The organism is Odoribacter sp. N15.MGS-14, from assembly GCF_000980245.1.
In the GTDB taxonomy this organism is placed as follows: Bacteria; Bacteroidota; Bacteroidia; order Bacteroidales; family Marinifilaceae; genus Odoribacter; species Odoribacter splanchnicus.
Genome location: NZ_LARE01000035.1, coordinates 15,264 through 33,005, shown reverse-complemented (window position 1 = coordinate 33,005; position 17,742 = coordinate 15,264). Strand labels below are relative to the sequence as shown.

Sequence of the window (17,742 nt, the reverse complement as noted above, 5' to 3'; positions counted from 1 at the left end):
TTAGTTTATAAATTTTATAATAAGATACCTCTTCCTGAAAAAAGGGTGATGCATTTTTATAAAAATTTTATAACCTGATGTTCATTTCGCTTTTCAGGCAAGTGGACTGACTCATCAGCCAATACCACAAAATGAGCGATTCTTCCGAATGTAATTGTCCCCGGATCAACCGATAAGCTTTAGAGATATGGGTTTTGACGGTATTGACCGAGATCGAAAGTTCGTCGGCGATCTCGGTATATTTTTTTTCTTCGATAGCACTCAGCATGAAAACTTTCAAACATTGGGGCGGTAACTCCTGCATGATGGCTTTGATCCGTTCGATTTCCTGCTCTTCTTCGACCGAATATTCGGAATGGAGGAGGTATTCGATAAATTCGGTCAATTTCGGGTTATGTTTCCGGACAATGGTCTGTTTTTGCAGATTTTTGAGGGCCCGGTGGCGGATGCAGGTATAGAAGTAGGCCCGGAGTGAATCTTTCACCTGCAATTTGATCCGGTTTTCCCAAAAGTGGATGAACATATCCTGAACCACATCCTCGGCCAGTGAACCATCGGCCAATAAACCCTGGGCATACCGGCACAAGGGATCGTAATACTTCTGGAATAATTTCTCAAAAGCCGGATAGTTGTCTTGTCTGACAGCTTCATACCATTGAAGGTCTATATCGGTAACCTTATTCATCGGGACAAATATACGTATTTTTAATCTATTTAAGAAGCTTGTCATTTTATTATTCTTATGTAAACGAACTATCCGAATTGTCTTGCGTACAATAAACAGATAAAAAGAACAACTAACTTAATCGATTAATCAATATCTTATAAGAAATTATTCCGATGAAATAATCTAGATTTCCATATACTGATAGATGTGATCCGATATTTGATACTATAAAACCCTTCTAAATCTTCCTTTACCAAATAGCGTTAACGGAAAATGAAGGGTTTTATGGCGGAATAGAAAGAAAAAATTATATCTGTTTTTAAATAGTTTCAGCGGTTTAAATGGTTACAAAGGTTTCAGAAGTCAGGTTTAACCGCTATAACTAAAAAATGGATTTTTTTAAAGATTAATGCTGTTTTTGGGTAACTGAACTGAAAATTATAGGCCTGGAACTAATCGGGAATGAAAGTCTATAGGCGTTTTCCCGGAAAGCCGGAAAATTGCGTTTTAATTACTACTTTTGTCCACCTAATTCGAATTGAATCTATATATGGCTGATCCGATCATTATATATACCGATGGTGCTGCAAGTGGAAATCCCGGTCCGGGAGGGTTCGGCGTTGTATTGAAAGCCGGAGTGTATCGCAAAGAACTGATGGCCGGATTCCGGAGGACGACCAACAATCGGATGGAATTGCTGGCTGTCATCGTGGGATTGGAAGCACTGAAGCAACCCGGGTGGCAGGTGGTCGTTTATTCGGATTCCCGGTATGTGGTCGATGCTGTTGAAAAAGGCTGGGTGTTCGGATGGGAGAAGAAAGGATTTAAAGATAAGAAAAACCCGGATTTGTGGAAACGCTTTCTGGCTATATACCGGCAACATCAGGTGAAGTTCGTCTGGGTAAAAGGACATGCCGATATCCCCGAAAACGAACGTTGTGACCAGTTGGCTGTTCAGGCTTCTAAAATGCCTAATCTCCAGATCGATTACTATTATGAAGCGGAACAGGATAATAACTTAAAACTTTTCATTTAAACACTGAAAAATATTTCAATTTTTAGTCTAACGGGTGATTTTATTATATACATTTGCAGAGAATAAAGTGGTGTTCTACCCGATTGTTTGAAACTATTATAACTCAATCTGCAATGAAAAAAATATTGATTGTCGGTGCTGGCGGGCAAATAGGTTCTGAACTTGTCCCTCATCTGAGATCCATTTATGGAAATAATAATGTTGTAGCTGCTGATATCAGTGCTGAAAAATGTAAAGTTTTGGCGGAAGCCGGTCCGTTCGAAGAGCTGAATGCGTTGGATGGAGAGAAATATACGGCAATAGTCAAAAAATACGGTATCGACACGATTTTTAATCTGGTGGCTTTATTGTCGGCTACCGGAGAGAAAAATCCGGTGTTGGCCTGGAATATCAATATCGGGGCGCTGACGAATTCTTTAAATATTGCGAAAGATAACGATTGCGCTGTGTTTACTCCGAGTTCTATCGGTGCTTTCGGTAAAGATACGCCGAAAGATAAAACTCCTCAGGATACGTTGCAACGTTCCAATACTACGATTTACGGAGTATGTAAGGTTACGGGCGAGTTGCTGAGCGATTACTATTTCAACCGTTTCGGTGTAGATACCCGTAGCGTGCGTTTCCCGGGATTGATTTCTTATGTCACGCTTCCGGGAGGTGGTACCACCGATTATGCTGTAGAAATTTATTACGATGCTATCCGCAGAGGAGCTTTCACCTGTAATGTGAAAGCCGGTACTTATATGGATATGATGTATATGCCCGATGCGCTCAATGCAGTGGTACAGTTGATGGAAGCCGATCCTTCCCGTTTAAAACACCGCAATAGCTTCAATATTGCCGCTATGAGTTTCGAACCCGGGCAAATTGCTGCCGAGATCCGTAAACACTTACCTGATTTTAAGATGGATTATCAGATCGATCCGGTAAAACAAGCTATTGCCGATAGCTGGCCTAACAGTATGGACGATTCTTGTGCCCGGGAAGAATGGGGCTGGAAGCCGGAATACAACCTTCAGAATATGACGGTCGATATGCTGGTTAAAGTGAAAGAAAAATTCGATAAGGGATTGATTAAATAAGGGATTTATAAAAACGACGAGCGGCCTCTTTCCGGGGCCGCTTTTTTGTTTCGTTAGCTCCGATAAAACAAAATAACGGCCTTGGCCGGGAGGAAAATTATAATTCATTGCCCGGATTTTTGTATAATCAATCGAAAAAAACACTAAATTAGGGCACTAAAATAAGAGGTATGGGCAAAAATAAAAAGAAAAGCGAGCCGACCATGAGTAAGCCGGAGTTGAGTAAACGCCTTTTGGCACTGATGAGTAATCACCCGGGTGAGAGTTATAATTATAAGCAGTTGGCGATGCGATTGCAGGTGAAGAGTATGGATATGAAACGCCAGATCTCGGAAGTGTTGCGGGAATTAGGAGAAAAAGGAGAGTTGGAAGAGATTTCGACAGGAAGATATAAAATGCGGCAGAGAGGGGCTTATATTACCGGTGAAGTCGAGTTGACAGCCAAAGGTTCGGCCTATATCATTTCAAACGAGAGTAAAGAGGATGTGTTTGTTGCTTTTCCTAACCTCAAACACGCCCTGAACGGAGATAAAGTGAAGGTATTGGTATATGCCCGGAGTCGTGACCGCCGCCCCGAAGGAGAGGTGGTCGAGATCCTGGAACGGAAGAAAGGTACTTTTGTCGGCGTAGTACAACGGTCGGCGAATTACGCTTTCCTGATACCGACCGGTAAGCAGTTGCCCTATGATGTGTTCATCCCGACGGAACATTTGAATGGAGCCGAAAACGGGGATAAAGTGGTGGTAAAAATCAAAGATTGGCCTGAAAGTCAGAAGAATCCTGTGGGAGAAGTGATCGAGGTGTTGGGGCGTCCCGGGGATAACGATACGGAAATGAATGCGATTATGGCCGAATATGAATTGCCGGTGAAGTTCCCGCCCAATGTGTTGAAAGCGGCTGAAAAGATCCCTTTGGATATCCCTGAAGAGGAGATCCGCAAGCGCCGCGACTGCCGCGAATTGACTACTTTCACTATCGACCCGAAAGATGCGAAAGATTTCGACGATGCCCTTTCTGTCCGTACGTTGAAGGAAGGCGTGTATGAAGTCGGTGTGCATATCGCCGATGTCAGTTATTATGTCAAAGAAAATACGGTGCTCGATAAAGAGGCTTATGCGAGGGCTACCTCGGTATATCTTGTCGACCGGACCATTCCGATGTTACCGGAACGCTTGAGTAACGGGGTTTGTTCGTTAAGACCCGATGAAGATAAGTTGTGTTTTTCTGCTATTTTTAAATTGGACGCTAACGCACAGGTTTTGGACCAATGGTTCGGGCGTACGGTGATCCGTTCGAATCGCCGGTTTACTTACGAAGAAGCTCAGGAGCGGATCGAAGGTGCCGAAGGGGATTACCGGGAGGAAATTCTGCTGTTGAACCGGTTGGCTCAAAAATTACGTCAGGATCGCTTTAAAGCCGGAGCGATCGATTTCGACCGGGTAGAGGTGAAATTCAACCTGGATGAAAAGGGACATCCGGTGAGTGTGTATTTCAAGCGTTCGAAGGAAGCCAATAAGCTGATCGAAGAGTTTATGTTGCTTGCGAATAAGAAAGTGGCCGAACGGATCGGTAAACCCAAGAGTGGAAAAAAAGCACCTACTTTCGTATACCGTATTCACGAAAACCCGCTGCCTGAAAAGTTGGAAGAATTCAACCGTTTTGTGGCTAAATTCGGGTATGGATTGAAAACAGGTAGCCGCAAAGCCCTTACTTCTTCGATGAATAACCTGATGGCCGAAGTAAAAGACAAACCCGAACAAAATATGATCGAAACCCTGGCGGTACGGACGATGGCTAAGGCTGCCTATTCGACCGATAATATCGGACATTATGGTCTGGCTTTCGATTATTATACCCATTTCACTTCACCGATCCGGCGTTATCCGGATGTGATGGTGCATCGGTTGCTGCAACGTTATCTGGACAGTGGACGCTCGGTCAATAAAGAAAAATACGAAGAATATTGTAAGCATTCGTCCGATATGGAACAGGTGGCGGCTAATGCCGAACGTTCGTCTATCAAGTACAAGCAGGTGGAATTTATGGCGGATAAAATCGGACAAGATTTCGAAGGTACGATTTCGGGTGTCACACAATGGGGATTTTATGTCGAACTGGAAGATTCGAAATGTGAGGGATTGGTGTCGATGACCGAATTGGATGACGATTTTTATGAATTCGATGAGAAAAATTATTGCATTGTCGGACGTCATCACCATAAGATCTATCAACTGGGAGACCGGGTAACGATCAAAGTGGCTAAAGCGAATCTGGTGGCTCGCCAATTGGACTATGAGTTGGTTAAGGGAGCAGACGAAGAAGGGGTGATCAGGCCTTTGGGAAAGAGCCGGGAAGACATCGGCCGGAAATCGAAAACGAAAGGCAGGAAAAAGGAAAATAAACCGAAAGGAAAAAAAAGAAAATAGGGATGTAAAAACTTGATAAGCTATGTATTCATTTACAATTTGTTTGCTGATTCTGGTCGTCGGCTACTTTGTATATGGCCGTTATGTAGAGCGGGTATTCGGGCCGGAGGCGAAAAGGCCGACTCCGGCATTGACAAAAGCCGACGGAGTGGATTATATCCCCTTGCCGACCTGGAAGATTTTTATGATTCAGTTTTTGAATATTGCCGGTTTGGGACCGATTTTCGGTGCTATCATGGGGGCTAAGTTCGGGACGGCTTCTTATTTATGGATTGTATTGGGGAGTGTGCTGGCGGGGGCTACGCACGATTATTTTTCGGGGATGTTGTCGATCCGGCATGGAGGTGAAAGTTTGCCTGAGATTATCGGACGTTATCTGGGGATGACCACCAAGCAGGTGATGCGTGGTTTTACAGTAATCCTGATGGTGTTGGTGGGAGCGGTTTTCGTTGCCGGGCCTGCCGGTTTGCTGGCTAAGCTGACACCCGATGCTTTGGACACCTCTTTTTGGATAGTCGTCGTTTTCCTTTATTATATTTTGGCAACCCTGTTACCCGTAGATAAGATTATCGGAAAGATTTATCCCATTTTTGCTATTGCTTTGTTGTTTATGGCTGTCGGGATTTTAGTCATGCTGTACGTCAATCATCCGGTTTTACCGGAGTTGTGGGACGGCTTACAAAATACCCATCCGAATGCGGCGAATCTGCCCGTTTTCCCGATTATGTTCGTGAGTATCGCCTGTGGGGCTATTTCCGGTTTTCATGCCACACAGTCGCCGATGATGGCCCGTTGTATGAAGAGTGAGAAATACGGACGTCCCGTTTTTTATGGGGCAATGATCACGGAAGGTATCGTGGCTCTGATTTGGGCGGCTGCGGCTACTTATTTTTATCATGAGAACGGTATGGCCGAAAACAATGCTTCCGTCATTGTAGATGCCATTACGAAAAGTTGGTTGGGATCGGTGGGAGGTATTCTGGCGATTTTGGGTGTGATAGCTGCTCCGATTACTTCCGGCGATACGGCTTTCCGGTCGGCCCGTCTGATTGTAGCGGACTTTATGGGCATGGAACAGAAAAGTATCCGCCGCCGTTTGTATATTTGTGTCCCGATGTTTCTGGCTGCTATAGGATTGTTATTGTATAGCCTCCGGGATGCTGCGGGATTCGATATGATCTGGCGGTACTTTGCCTGGTCGAATCAGACCCTCTCCGTCTTTACCCTTTGGGCCATTACGGTTTATCTGGTACAGACGGGTAAAAACTATTGGATTACTTTGATTCCTGCTTTGTTTATGACCTGTGTGTGTTCGACCTATCTGTGTATCGCTCCCGAAGGTTTCGGATTGACTCAGATCGTATCTTATTATATCGGGTTGTTCTGTGTTCTGATCGCTGTCGTTTGGTTTGCTGTATGGAAAAGCAAAACCCCTCAGTCTCCCGGTGATTTAGTCTCCCGATAACTCAGCAACTCAATAACTCAGCAACTCAATAACTCAGCAACCCAATAACTCAATAACCAATGTCAAAGAAAAAACAGATTATCTTTTCATCACTACTGGGAATCGTGTTGTTAGTAGTGATTTTTATGCCCAAGAAAGAGACTACTGAACCGTTGGATGAGATCGAAGTGACGGATTCGCTTGAAGTGAAGGAGATTACTTATAAATATGGTATACCCATCGATGATTACGATGTGGATTATGGTATTGTCAAAAGGAATCAAAGTCTTTCTACGATATTGCAGAAACATGGCTTATCGGTGGGAGAAGTGTATCGGCTGGTAGAAAAATCCAAAGATGTCTTCGATGTACGTAAGATCAGGAGCGATCAGGCTTATGCGGTATTTACCACCAGGGACAGTATACCGGAGACCTGTTATTTCGTGTATGAAATCGATCCCAAATCTTATGTCGTTTTTGATTTGCGGGGAGATTACCGGGTGACGATGGGGGAAAATCCGGTCGAATGGCGCAGGAATGAGTTGCATGGTGTTGTTGAGTCTTCTTTGTGGCTGGCCATGTCGAAATACAATGCCGATCCGCAATTGGCCGTCGTATTATCGAATATTTTCGGGTGGACCATCGACTTTTTCGGTCTTCAAAAACAGGATGAGTTTCGCGTGATTTATGAGCAGGAATATGTTGATGGGAAGAGTTTGCTTAATTTTAATGTATTGGGGGCTGCTTTCCGGCATGGTGACAGTACTTATTATGCCATACCGTTCGAACTGAACGGAGAAAAATTATATTACGACAGAGCAGGAAAGAGTTTGGAGGGGGCCTTTTTGAAAGCTCCTTTGGATTTTTTCAGGATTTCTTCCCGTTTCTCAAACAGCCGTTTCCACCCTGTGTTGAAGCGTTACCGGGCTCATCACGGTGTAGATTATGCTGCGCCGACGGGTACTCCGGTGTATGCCATCGGGAAAGGCCGGGTTATTGCAAAAGGTTATCAGGCCAATGGAGGTGGAAATTACGTCAAAATCAGACACAATAGTATTTATACGACGACCTATATGCATTTGTCCCGATTCGAAAAGGGAATCAAAGTAGGGGTAGATGTTGCCCAGAAGCAGGTCATCGGATATGTCGGGGCTACCGGTCTGGCCACAGGCCCGCATTTGGATTTCAGGGTATATGAAAACGGTAAGCCGATCAATCCGCTGACAATCAAATCACAACCTCAGAAAACATTGAAAGACGGAGATTTGAATCGGTATGAGGTCGTCAGGGATTCGGTTATCCGCATGTTGACTCTTATTCCGGATGTCCGGCAGGAAAATACAGAAATACCTGTCGATACAACCGTTTTTGAAGATAATGAATCAATATAATTTGCTGCGTTTTAACAGGTAGGGGAATAATACTTCGTGGAATTCCCGGTCGATGTCGGCTTCGACAAAGTCGATCCGGAGTTGTCCGCAACGTAGTTTTAGTTCCTGGTAAAATTCGGCCATTTTCTGCTTATAAGTCTCCCGGATTTCATTTGGAGAAAATTTGATTTCCCGGCCGCTTTCCAGATCGATAAAGAGATGGGGGCGGTTCGAAAATTCGAATGCTTCTTCCATCCGTTTGTCTTTGACGTGAAAGAGGATCACCTCGTGTTTATTATAGCAGAGGTGTTGGAGAGCTGAAAAGAGTTCTTCCGTATCTCCGTTCGAAAACATATCGGTGAAAATAACGATCAACGCTCTTTTTTGTATGGTATCCGCCAGTTGGTGGAGCACCTGGGCTGTCGATGTGGGTTTGTTCAGGGAAACCGAATGATTTTGCAAAATCTCCTGAAGGTGGGCGTACATCGTCTGTATGTGGGTGCTGTTCGATTTTGCATCCGTCAACACTTCGATCCGGTCCGAGAACAGACATAATCCCGAAGCATCCCGTTGTTTCCGGAGCAGGTGAATCAAGGCTGCTGCACAATAAACCGAAAACCGGAGCTTAGAGACTTTCGCCGACGGATAAGGAAACAACATCGAAGAAGAAGTATCCAGCACCAGATACGACCGTAAATTCGTCTCTTCTTCGAATTGTTTGACGAATAACTTCTCTGTCCGGGCATAAAGCTTCCAGTCGACGTGTTTGGTCGATTCTCCGGTATTGTATACCCGGTGTTCGGCAAATTCTACAGAAAAACCATGATAAGGACTCCGGTGCAAACCGGTGATAAAACCAGCAACAATCTGAGAAGCAATGAATTCGAGATTATCGAATTGTTCATAGCGGATAATATCTTCGAGCTTGTTCATGGCTATAAACCTGAAAAGATAAAGAAAAGGCTTTAGAGCAACGATTAAAAAAATTGAGAATCGGATTTTTCGATTCTCAATTTTCAATTATTTAAAGAAGTTTGTTGATTTTCTCGACCAGTGAATTCTTAGGTACTGCACCTACTTGTTTATCAGCAACTTTACCGTCTTTAAAGAACAGGATAGTCGGGATGTTACGGATACCGAATTTAGCTGCTGTGCTTGGGCTGCCGTCGACGTCAACCTTAGCAACGGTAATTTTTCCTGCAAATTCTTCAGAGATTTCTTCAACAATGGGAAGCATCATTTTACATGGTCCACACCATTCTGCCCAGAAATCGACCAGGACAGGTTGTGCTGATTTCAGTACAACCTCTTCAAAATTAGAATCATTAACTGCTATTGCCATAGTATTTATCTTTTAAAAGTTGGTATTTCCATTTTGCTCCGCTAAGTTACAACAATTTTATTGTATACGAAGTATTCATCTTATAATAGAACGTTAAAATTTATCCTAGTTGATCTTCATTTTGATCGAATCGTTGTTTTCGAAATATTCGTACAATTCCCGGGAACGCCTGATCTTACAAGTGCGGGAGAACATTTTGACACTGTTTCCCTGACGGTCGAACAGCATGAAATTCAGGGGAATATCGTTTTGTACCGTTACCGGTTCTTCAAAATTCTCCGGATCGCTGTTCTTCTGTGTCTTTTGTTCGGCCGCTTTCTGCTGGGCTTCTTTATAACTCTCGCTGTTCACATCGATTGTAAAGAGCTCGTGTATTTCAGTGACCGTTTCCAGGGTCAGTTTTTCAATATCGACCTGTAAAGTGATCGAACGGATTGCATTTTCGGTCAGTGCTTCCAATAAGCCCACTTTTTGAATGGTGAAAGTAAGCTCGTTTCCTTCTTTACCCCATTTGGGCCCTACTTTCCCTTTCACATAGATCGCCGTCTCGTCGATAAAGTATTGCCGGAAATCGGTATAATCTTTTCCGAAGAAAGCCAGTTCGTAAGTACCGCTGAAATCCTCCAGGGTCAGGATGCCGAAGTCTTTCCCGGTTTTGGTTTTACCTTCCCGTTTGGCGGTAATGATACCGGCGATATTGATTTCTTTGCCTTTAAAAGTTTCGAGGCCGCTGTTGAGTTCTTCTACCGGCGTGCAAAGCAACTGCATTTCCAGCTTATAAGGATCGAGGGGATGGGAGGTCAGGTAAATACCGATCAGCTCTTTTTCTTTTTTCGATTTCTCATAGTCGTGCCAGGGTTCGCAGTCGGGGATATTCGGTTTGGTGACTTCGAAGCCGTCCAGTTCGCCGAATAGGGTGGCTTGCAGGTTCATGGAATCCTGCTGGTTTTTCTGGCCGTAGTTCACCAGGTTATCCAGTACTGTGGTCGTTGCGTCTACCAGGTGCAGGTATTGGGCCCGGTGGTATCCGAAACTGTCCAGTCCGCCGGCAGTAACCAGGTTTTCGATTGTTTTCTTATTGACCGATTTATAGTCGATTCGTTCGAAGAAATCGTATACATCTTTATAAGGTCCGTTTTTCTCCCGTTCTTCGATGATTTTTTCTACGGCAGCTTCACCCACTCCCTTGATGGCGGCCATTCCGAAACGGATCTGGCCATGTGAGTTTACGGTAAAGTCATTGTAAGATTCGTTAACATCCGGCGCCAGTACACTCAACCCCATTCGCTTACATTCGTCCATGAAAACCGTTACTTTGGTGATGTCCGAGAGGTTGTTGCTTAAGTTGGCTGCCATGAATTCTGCCGGATAATGGGCTTTCAGGAAACCGGTTTGATAAGCGATGTAGGCGTAACAAACGGAATGCGATTTGTTGAAGGCATAAGAAGCGAAAGCCTCCCAGTCTCCCCAGATTTTGTTGACCAGTTCTTCGACATCTTTTCCTTTTTCTTTGGCTCCCTGGACAAAATCGGGATTGTTTTTACAACCTTCGACGAATTTGCCTTTCAATTCCGCCAGCAATTCGAACTTCTTTTTACCCATAGCTTTACGGAGGGTATCCGATTGTCCCCGGGTGAACAGTCCCAGGGCCCGGGATTGGAGCATCACCTGTTCCTGGTAGACGGTAATGCCGTAAGTGTCTTTCAGGTAGGGCTCCATCATCGGATGGTCGTATTCAATGGGTTCTTCGCCGTGTTTGCGCCGGATGAAGGAAGGGATATACTCCATAGGCCCCGGACGATACAGGGCGTTCATGGCTACCAGGTCCTCGAAACGGTTGGGCTGGAGGGCGCGGAGGTGTTTTTTCATTCCGGGCGACTCGAACTGGAACAGCCCGGTGGTATCTCCGCGGGTGAAAAGCTTGAAGGTTTCTTCGTCGTCCAGGGGAATTTCGTTTTCATTCAGGACGATATGTTTCGATTTTTTGATATTGTCGAGACAAGTCTTGATGATCGAGAGGGTACGTAAACCCAGAAAGTCCATTTTGATCAGCCCGATCGGTTCCACGAAATGCCCGTCGTATTGGGTAGTCATCAGACTTTCTCCTTCGGTAGGCATGATCGGGATATGATCGGTGAGCGGATCCCGGCTGATGAGGATACCACAGGCATGTACTCCGGTTTGACGGATAGAACCTTCGAGGGTCTCGGCAAATTGTATTGTTTTGGAAATCAGTGGATTAAGAGATTGCTTCTCTTTCTCGAGATCCGGGTTTTCCTTATAAGCTTTTTTCAGAGTCATTTTCGGAGCTTCCGGAACCATTTTAGCCAGCCGGTTGGCTTCCGATAATTCCAGTTTCAATACCCGGGCTACGTCTTTAATAGCCATTTTGGCGGCCATACTGCCGAAGGTTACGATGTGCGACACTTTGTCGGCTCCGTATTTCTCCGTTACCCACTCCAGTACCTGTTGCCGTCCTGCATCATCGAAATCCACATCGATATCGGGCAGGGAAATACGGTCGGGATTCAGAAAACGCTCGAACAGCAGATCATATTTTATAGGGTCGATATTCGTGATACCCAGGCAATAGGCGACGGCACTACCGGCAGCCGATCCACGTCCCGGTCCTACAATTACGCCCATATCCCGGGCAGCCCGGATAAAGTCCTGCACGATCAGGAAGTAACCCGGGAAACCCATGGTCTTCATGATATGCAGCTCGAAGATAATGCGTTCCATGATCTCGGGAGACGGATTTTCACCATAGCGTTTCACAACCCCTTTCATGGTCAGCTCTTTCAGATAGTCGGCTTCCAGTTTGATACGATATAAACGGTCGTATCCGCCCAGTTTTTTGATTTTTTTGTTGGCTTCTTCTTCGGTCAGTACGACATTTCCTTTCTCGTCGCGGGTGAATTCGTTGAAGAGGTCTTCCTGGGAAAATTTTTGCCGGTATTCTTCTTCCGTACCGAGTTCGGGGGGAATAGGAAAAACGGGCATCAAAGGATCGGAGTCCAGTTCGTATTCCTCGACTTTATCGGTGATCTCCTGAGTGTTTTCGATGGCTTCGGGCAGATCAGGGAAAAGGTCGATCATTTCCTGGGTGGTTTTAAACCATTCCTGACGGGTATACCGCATCCGGGTCGGATCGTCGATGTCTTTCCGGGTGTTCAGGCAAATCAGCAGATCATGGGCTTCGGCATCTTCTTCATTGAGAAAATGTACGTCGTTGGTGGCGATAAGTTTGATATTCAGTTTTCTGGCTATTTTGATTTTCTCCTGAATACAGCGTTGCTGATTGTCGTAAATCTCGGCTCTTTGTTTGGGATCCGCTGCCGGATGGCGCATCACTTCCAGGTAATAATCTTCGCCGAACAGATTTTTGTACCATAGAGCTGCTTTTTCAGCTCCTTCCAGATCACCGGCCATGATTTTCTGATCGATTTCTCCTCCCAGGCAAGCCGAGGAAATGATCAATCCCTCATGATGTTTTTCGAGCTGGGTTTTATCGATACGGGGACGGTAGTAGAAACCGTCGCAAAAAGCCGTCGAACAGAGCTTGACGAGATTGAGGTAACCGGTGAGGTTTTTGGCCAGAATAATCAGGTGTTCCCCCGACCGGTCGATCGGTTTTTCTTTATTATATAAGGATACCCGTGCGACATAGGCTTCACACCCTAAAATGGGTTTGATCCCTTTTTGCCGGCAGGTGTCGTAAAACAACTTTATCCCGAACATATTGCCGTGGTCGGTCAGTGCTAGTGCGGTCTGACCGTCGGCTTTGGCTTTTTCGATCAGGCCTGGAATACTGGCTGCTCCGTCGAGAATAGAATATTGCGAGTGGACGTGAAAGTGGGTAAACTGCATGGACTGTGATTTACAAGCTGAGATTAAAAATTATAATTTTTTCAGGGTGTCTTCGATCACCCGGGGAAAGTGACGGTATTCCAATTCATGTACCCGGGCGGCAAGGTCGTCGGGGGTGTCTGTCGGGAGCACCGGGCATTTGGCCTGAAAGATGATAGCGCCCTGGTCGTAGTGATCATTGACATAATGAATGGTGATGCCGCTTTCCTTTTCGCCGGCTGCAATAACGGCCTCGTGCACATGGTGTCCGTACATGCCTTTACCGCCATAGGCCGGAAGAAGGGCCGGATGGATGTTGACGATTTTGTTCGGCCAGGCTGCGGTGATAAAAGAGGGCATTAGCCATAAAAAGCCGGCTAATACGATAAAATCGATCTCCTGTTCCTGGAGCTGGCGGAATACTTTGTCCGGATTCCGGAACTCTTCCCGGTTGAAAACAAAAGCTGGAATACGGTATTTTTTAGCCCGTTCCAGAACGTAAGCATCCGGGACATTACAAAAGACAGATTTTACGCAGAATTGCGGTTTTTGAGCAAAATATTGAATGATATTTTCAGCGTTAGAACCTGATCCTGAGGCAAATATTGCTATTTTTTTCATGGTGTAAGCATTTAAAAATCAAGACGATAAAGGTAATAAAAGTTTATTCTTGGCAAAAAATTTTTTAGTGAAAAAAATAAAGTCTAAATTTGCCATCTGAATTTAGATAATTATGCAAATCTTGTTGCATAGAGTGTTAAAGTAAAAAGAATGTCTAATTAAAATTTTAAGCTATGTCTGACATTACTGAAAGAGTACAACGGATTATTGAAGAGAAATTAGGTGTAGATGCATCAGAAGTTAAACCCGAAGCTACCTTCACAAATGATCTGGGTGCCGACTCTTTGGATACTGTTGAGCTGATTATGGAACTGGAAAAAGAATTCAATATTACTATTCCGGATGATCAAGCAGAAAAAATTGTTACTGTAGGTGACGCTATCTCTTACGTGGAAGCTAACGCAAAGTAATTTAATATTGTTTTTATGGATTTGAAACGAGTAGTAATTACAGGTCTTGGAACAATCAACCCTTTAGGTCATAATGTGCCTGAGTTTTGGGACAATTTATTGAAAGGCGTCAGTGGCGCCGGTCCTATTACTCGTTTCGATGCATCAAAATTCCGCACACAGTTTGCTTGTGAGGTGAAAAATTACGAACCGACCGGATATTTCGATAAGAAAGAAGTTCGGAAGATGGATCTTTATACTCAATTCGGTATCATCGCTGCAAGAGAGGCGCTTAAAGATTCGGGTTTGGACCTGGAAACAGCGAACAAAAAGCGGATAGGTGTAATATGGGGAGCAGGAATCGGTGGCTTGCAGACTTTTTTCGAGGAGTGTGATACTTTCTCGAAAGGAGATGGTACGCCTCGATTCAATCCTTTTTTTATACCTAAGATGATCGCTAACATGGGAGGAGCCATGATCGCTATAGAAAACGGATTGAAAGGTCCGAACTATACGACGGTCTCTGCATGTGCATCGTCGGCTCACGCTATTGTTGATGCATTGAACTTAATTCGCTTAGGAAAAGCTGATGCCATTGTTGCCGGTGGTTCTGAAGCTGCTGTCACCGTTCCTGGTGTAGGTGGTTTCAATTCGATGAAAGCCCTTTCAACCCGCAACGATGACCCGAAGACAGCTTCCCGTCCTTTCGATGCAGACCGGGATGGTTTTGTGATCGGTGAAGGTGGAGCTGCCCTGATTCTTGAAGAGTATGAACATGCTGTGGCCAGAGGTGCACATATCTATGCAGAGATTGCAGGGGGTGCCGGAAACTGTGACGCTTATCATATGACCGCTCCGGATCCGGACGGGGCCTATGAAGTGATGTTGCTGGCTCTTGAAGATGCAGGTATGAAACCCGAAGATATCGATTATATCAATGTACACGGTACTTCGACCGGGTTGGGAGATATCTCCGAACCGACAGCTATCCTGAAAGCGTTTGGCGAGCATGCTTACAAGTTGAATATCAGTTCTACGAAATCTATGACAGGTCACCTTTTGGGGGCTGCGGGTGCTGTAGAAGCGATCGCTTGTACGTTGGCTGTAAAGAATGATATTGTTCCTCCGACGATTAATTTCCATACTTTGGCTCCGGAGCTCGATCCGAAATTGAATTTTACGTTCAACGAGCCGCAAAAGAGGGAAGTGAAAGTGGCCATAAGTAATACTTTTGGCTTCGGTGGACACAATGCATGTGTCGTAATCAAAAAATAATCACATACTAAATTCTTTAGGGCTGTGATTAGGCAAATCATTCAATCCATAAGACTTTACCTGAATCGTAACGGGAAGTTTTATGGATTGTCTATTTCTCAGATCGGCTTTGTGCCCAACAATAAGAGTCTGTATCGTTTGGCTCTGCTGCATAAGTCGGCATCGAAGATGACTTCCAAAGGGGTTGTGCTCAATTACGAACGTCTGGAGTTTTTAGGAGATGCCGTCCTGGGAGCTATTGTCGCTGAATTATTGTATAAATTCTTTCCTAAAAAGGACGAAGGTTTTCTTACCCGTGTCCGTTCTAAAGTAGTCAGCCGCGAATCTTTGAATGAATTGGCCATTAATATCGGCCTGGATAAAGCTGTTGTCGCAAAATCGGATATCTCCCGGAATAAACATATTTACGGAGATGTATTCGAAGCTTTTATCGGGGCGATGTTTCTGGATCAGGGATTCGTTAATACCAAACGGTTTATCGAGAAGTTTATCTTTCCCAATTTCTTCGATATCAAAGATCTGGTGACGATCGACACCAACTACAAAAGCCGCCTGATCGAATGGGGACAAAAAAATAAAGTCGATATCCATTTCCAGACAGACGAAGTGGCTCGCGGACGTCGTAAATTCTGTTGCACCGTGATGCTTAGCGAGGAAGAAAAAGGAAAAGGGGAAGGCACTTCCAAAAAAGAAGCCGAACAAAATGCGGCTAAAATTGTTATCGATATCTTATCGAAAGAAGCTGACGGAAATATAGAAATTTAAGATTTACGATTTACGTTCAGAATCGATTGTAAATCGTAAATCGTAATTATGAATTATCTTACTCTTTCAACATAAGAGCCATCGGCTGTCGAAATCCGGATTTTTTCTCCCATTTCAATGAACAGGGGAACCATTACTTTGGCGCCGGTTTCCACTTCTGCCGGTTTCAGTGCGGTAGATGAAGCGGTATCGCCTTTCAGGCCCGGTTCGGTATAGGTCACTTCCAACACGACACTCGGCATCAACTCGACATACAACGGAGTTTCGGTATCGGCATGTACAACCATTTCTACTGCATCTCCTTCTTTCAGAAATTGAGGGGCATTGATCAGTTCTTCCGGGATGTTTACCTGTTCGAAAGTCTCGGTATGCATCATCACATAGTCTTCGCCTTCTTTATACAGGAATTGATACGGACGTCTTTCGATACGGGCCGTGTCGATTTTAACTCCAGAGGTGAATGTGTTTTCAAGTATACGGCCGGTTTTTACGTTTCTCAGCTTGGTTCTCACGAATGCCGGACCTTTACCGGGTTTTACATGCTGAAACTGTACGATTGTATATAAATCGTCTTTGAATACAATACATAGTCCGTTACGGAAATCTGCTGTTGTTGCCATTGATTCTGTATTTTTTTGATTATAATTTTATTTTGAGGTTGCAAATATAGAAAAAAGGGATCAAAATGTCAAGTGAATCGCTTATGGATTTCATTCTGAGCTGTTTGGAGAAAACTATTTTTTAATGCATCCGGGGGAATGTCGTTCGTTTGCGTTGGATTGTGTGAAATAATACTGGCTATTTTGAAAAGTGAAATAGATGTAATTTAACTAAGGAAGAGTTTTGAAATGACCCTTAAAAGTTTTGTATTTAACTTTTAGGGGGCATTTCAAAAAAATTACTTTTCTGCCAGCCTTTTTTATTATAGCTCCGAAAGATTATTGAGCGGCTACTTCATTTTGATAAGCGTGATCACCGAAACCTAAAATCGGGAAGAAAACGAAAGGTAAAAGAATCAGACCGATGGTAAAGCCGATTCCCTGACCGAATTTTTTGGCTATTTCATTGTAAAGCATGATAGCGAATACAATATTTACCAACGGAATGAAAAACATGATCACCCACCAGGCCGGTTTGGCTGCTATCTTAGTCATCAGATAGATGTTGTAAATCGGAATGATACATCCCCAACCCGGTTGCCCGGCCTTTTCAAATGTTTTCCACATACCTGCAATTGAGATCACGACAATCGCAAGATAAATAATAGAACCAATCATAATTTTTAGTTTTTAGTTATAAAAGTAATGATGCACACCTAAATCTTGATTAGATTATGCAAATATACATATTTTTGGAATCGGTTACGTCTGATTGGAATTTTTTTTGAATTTGATATCGGTATCTGATCAAAACTTAATAATTCATAAAATTTATGGTATTTATATACATGTTTATCCTAAATGTAGGTTTATTTCG

Annotated in this window: 15 protein-coding genes; 8 read left to right on the top strand and 7 right to left on the bottom strand. The window is 44.1% G+C overall.

Translation table 11 applies throughout. The annotated features are described in order from the left end of the window. Positions 1-67: 67 nt before the first annotated feature. On the bottom strand, positions 68-685 hold the full coding sequence (locus tag WS34_RS08965; protein WP_286693694.1) for an RNA polymerase sigma-70 factor: 618 nt from the start codon (positions 683-685) through the stop codon (positions 68-70). A gap of 532 nt (positions 686-1,217) precedes the next feature. Between WS34_RS08965 and rnhA the strand changes: the two genes are divergently transcribed. The 5 genes from rnhA to WS34_RS08940 all read left to right on the top strand — a co-directional run bounded on the left by rnhA (position 1,218) and on the right by WS34_RS08940 (position 8,046). Further along, complete coding sequence (gene rnhA, locus WS34_RS08960; RefSeq protein ID WP_022159932.1) at positions 1,218-1,703, top strand: ribonuclease HI; 486 nt, start codon at positions 1,218-1,220, stop codon at positions 1,701-1,703. Between the two features lie 113 nt (positions 1,704-1,816). Next, entirely contained in the window at positions 1,817-2,785 is a 969-nt protein-coding gene (locus WS34_RS08955) for an NAD-dependent epimerase/dehydratase family protein (protein WP_013613125.1), read from the top strand. Positions 2,786-2,955: 170 nt separating this feature from the next. Next, positions 2,956-5,211: a ribonuclease R gene (gene rnr, locus WS34_RS08950; RefSeq protein ID WP_046404280.1), complete on the top strand. Its 2,256-nt coding sequence runs from the start codon at positions 2,956-2,958 to the stop codon at positions 5,209-5,211. A gap of 22 nt (positions 5,212-5,233) precedes the next feature. Next, on the top strand, positions 5,234-6,676 hold the full coding sequence (locus WS34_RS08945) for a carbon starvation CstA family protein (RefSeq protein ID WP_013613127.1): 1,443 nt from the start codon (positions 5,234-5,236) through the stop codon (positions 6,674-6,676). A gap of 59 nt (positions 6,677-6,735) precedes the next feature. After that, the gene (locus tag WS34_RS08940; protein ID WP_046404377.1) at positions 6,736-8,046 is read left to right on the top strand and encodes a peptidoglycan DD-metalloendopeptidase family protein; all 1,311 of its coding nucleotides are present in this window, start codon (positions 6,736-6,738) and stop codon (positions 8,044-8,046) included. Here the strand turns inward: WS34_RS08940 and WS34_RS08935 are convergent. The 4 genes from WS34_RS08935 to purN all read right to left on the bottom strand — a co-directional run bounded on the left by WS34_RS08935 (position 8,038) and on the right by purN (position 13,837). After that, positions 8,038-8,958: a DUF58 domain-containing protein gene (locus WS34_RS08935; RefSeq protein ID WP_046403707.1), complete on the bottom strand. Its 921-nt coding sequence runs from the start codon at positions 8,956-8,958 to the stop codon at positions 8,038-8,040. The two genes, WS34_RS08940 and WS34_RS08935, sit on opposite strands and share 9 nt — an antisense overlap. Before the next feature lie 91 nt (positions 8,959-9,049). Then, positions 9,050-9,367, bottom strand: coding sequence for a thioredoxin (gene trxA / locus WS34_RS08930; RefSeq protein ID WP_013613130.1), 318 nt, complete (start codon positions 9,365-9,367; stop codon positions 9,050-9,052). Between the two features lie 105 nt (positions 9,368-9,472). Beyond that, positions 9,473-13,237: a DNA polymerase III subunit alpha gene (dnaE, locus tag WS34_RS08925; protein ID WP_046404376.1), complete on the bottom strand. Its 3,765-nt coding sequence runs from the start codon at positions 13,235-13,237 to the stop codon at positions 9,473-9,475. Positions 13,238-13,267: 30 nt separating this feature from the next. Continuing rightward, positions 13,268-13,837, bottom strand: coding sequence for a phosphoribosylglycinamide formyltransferase (purN, locus tag WS34_RS08920; protein ID WP_046404374.1), 570 nt, complete (start codon positions 13,835-13,837; stop codon positions 13,268-13,270). Positions 13,838-14,010: 173 nt separating this feature from the next. Between purN and WS34_RS08915 the strand changes: the two genes are divergently transcribed. The 3 genes from WS34_RS08915 to rnc are packed head-to-tail and all read left to right on the top strand — an operon-like array spanning position 14,011 to position 16,266. After that, a complete protein-coding gene (locus WS34_RS08915) occupies positions 14,011-14,247 on the top strand; it encodes an acyl carrier protein (protein ID WP_013613133.1) in 237 nt (78 codons plus the stop codon). 15 nt (positions 14,248-14,262) lie between these two features. Then, positions 14,263-15,501: a beta-ketoacyl-ACP synthase II gene (gene fabF / locus WS34_RS08910; protein WP_022159530.1), complete on the top strand. Its 1,239-nt coding sequence runs from the start codon at positions 14,263-14,265 to the stop codon at positions 15,499-15,501. Between the two features lie 24 nt (positions 15,502-15,525). Next, positions 15,526-16,266, top strand: coding sequence for a ribonuclease III (gene rnc, locus WS34_RS08905; RefSeq protein ID WP_013613135.1), 741 nt, complete (start codon positions 15,526-15,528; stop codon positions 16,264-16,266). Positions 16,267-16,319: 53 nt separating this feature from the next. On the opposite strand, the gene efp is transcribed toward rnc, so the two are convergent. Next, positions 16,320-16,886: an elongation factor P gene (gene efp / locus WS34_RS08900; RefSeq protein WP_013613136.1), complete on the bottom strand. Its 567-nt coding sequence runs from the start codon at positions 16,884-16,886 to the stop codon at positions 16,320-16,322. 318 nt (positions 16,887-17,204) lie between these two features. After that, on the bottom strand, positions 17,205-17,543 hold the full coding sequence (locus WS34_RS08895; RefSeq protein ID WP_046403702.1) for a DUF5684 domain-containing protein: 339 nt from the start codon (positions 17,541-17,543) through the stop codon (positions 17,205-17,207). Positions 17,544-17,742: the final 199 nt, after the last annotated feature.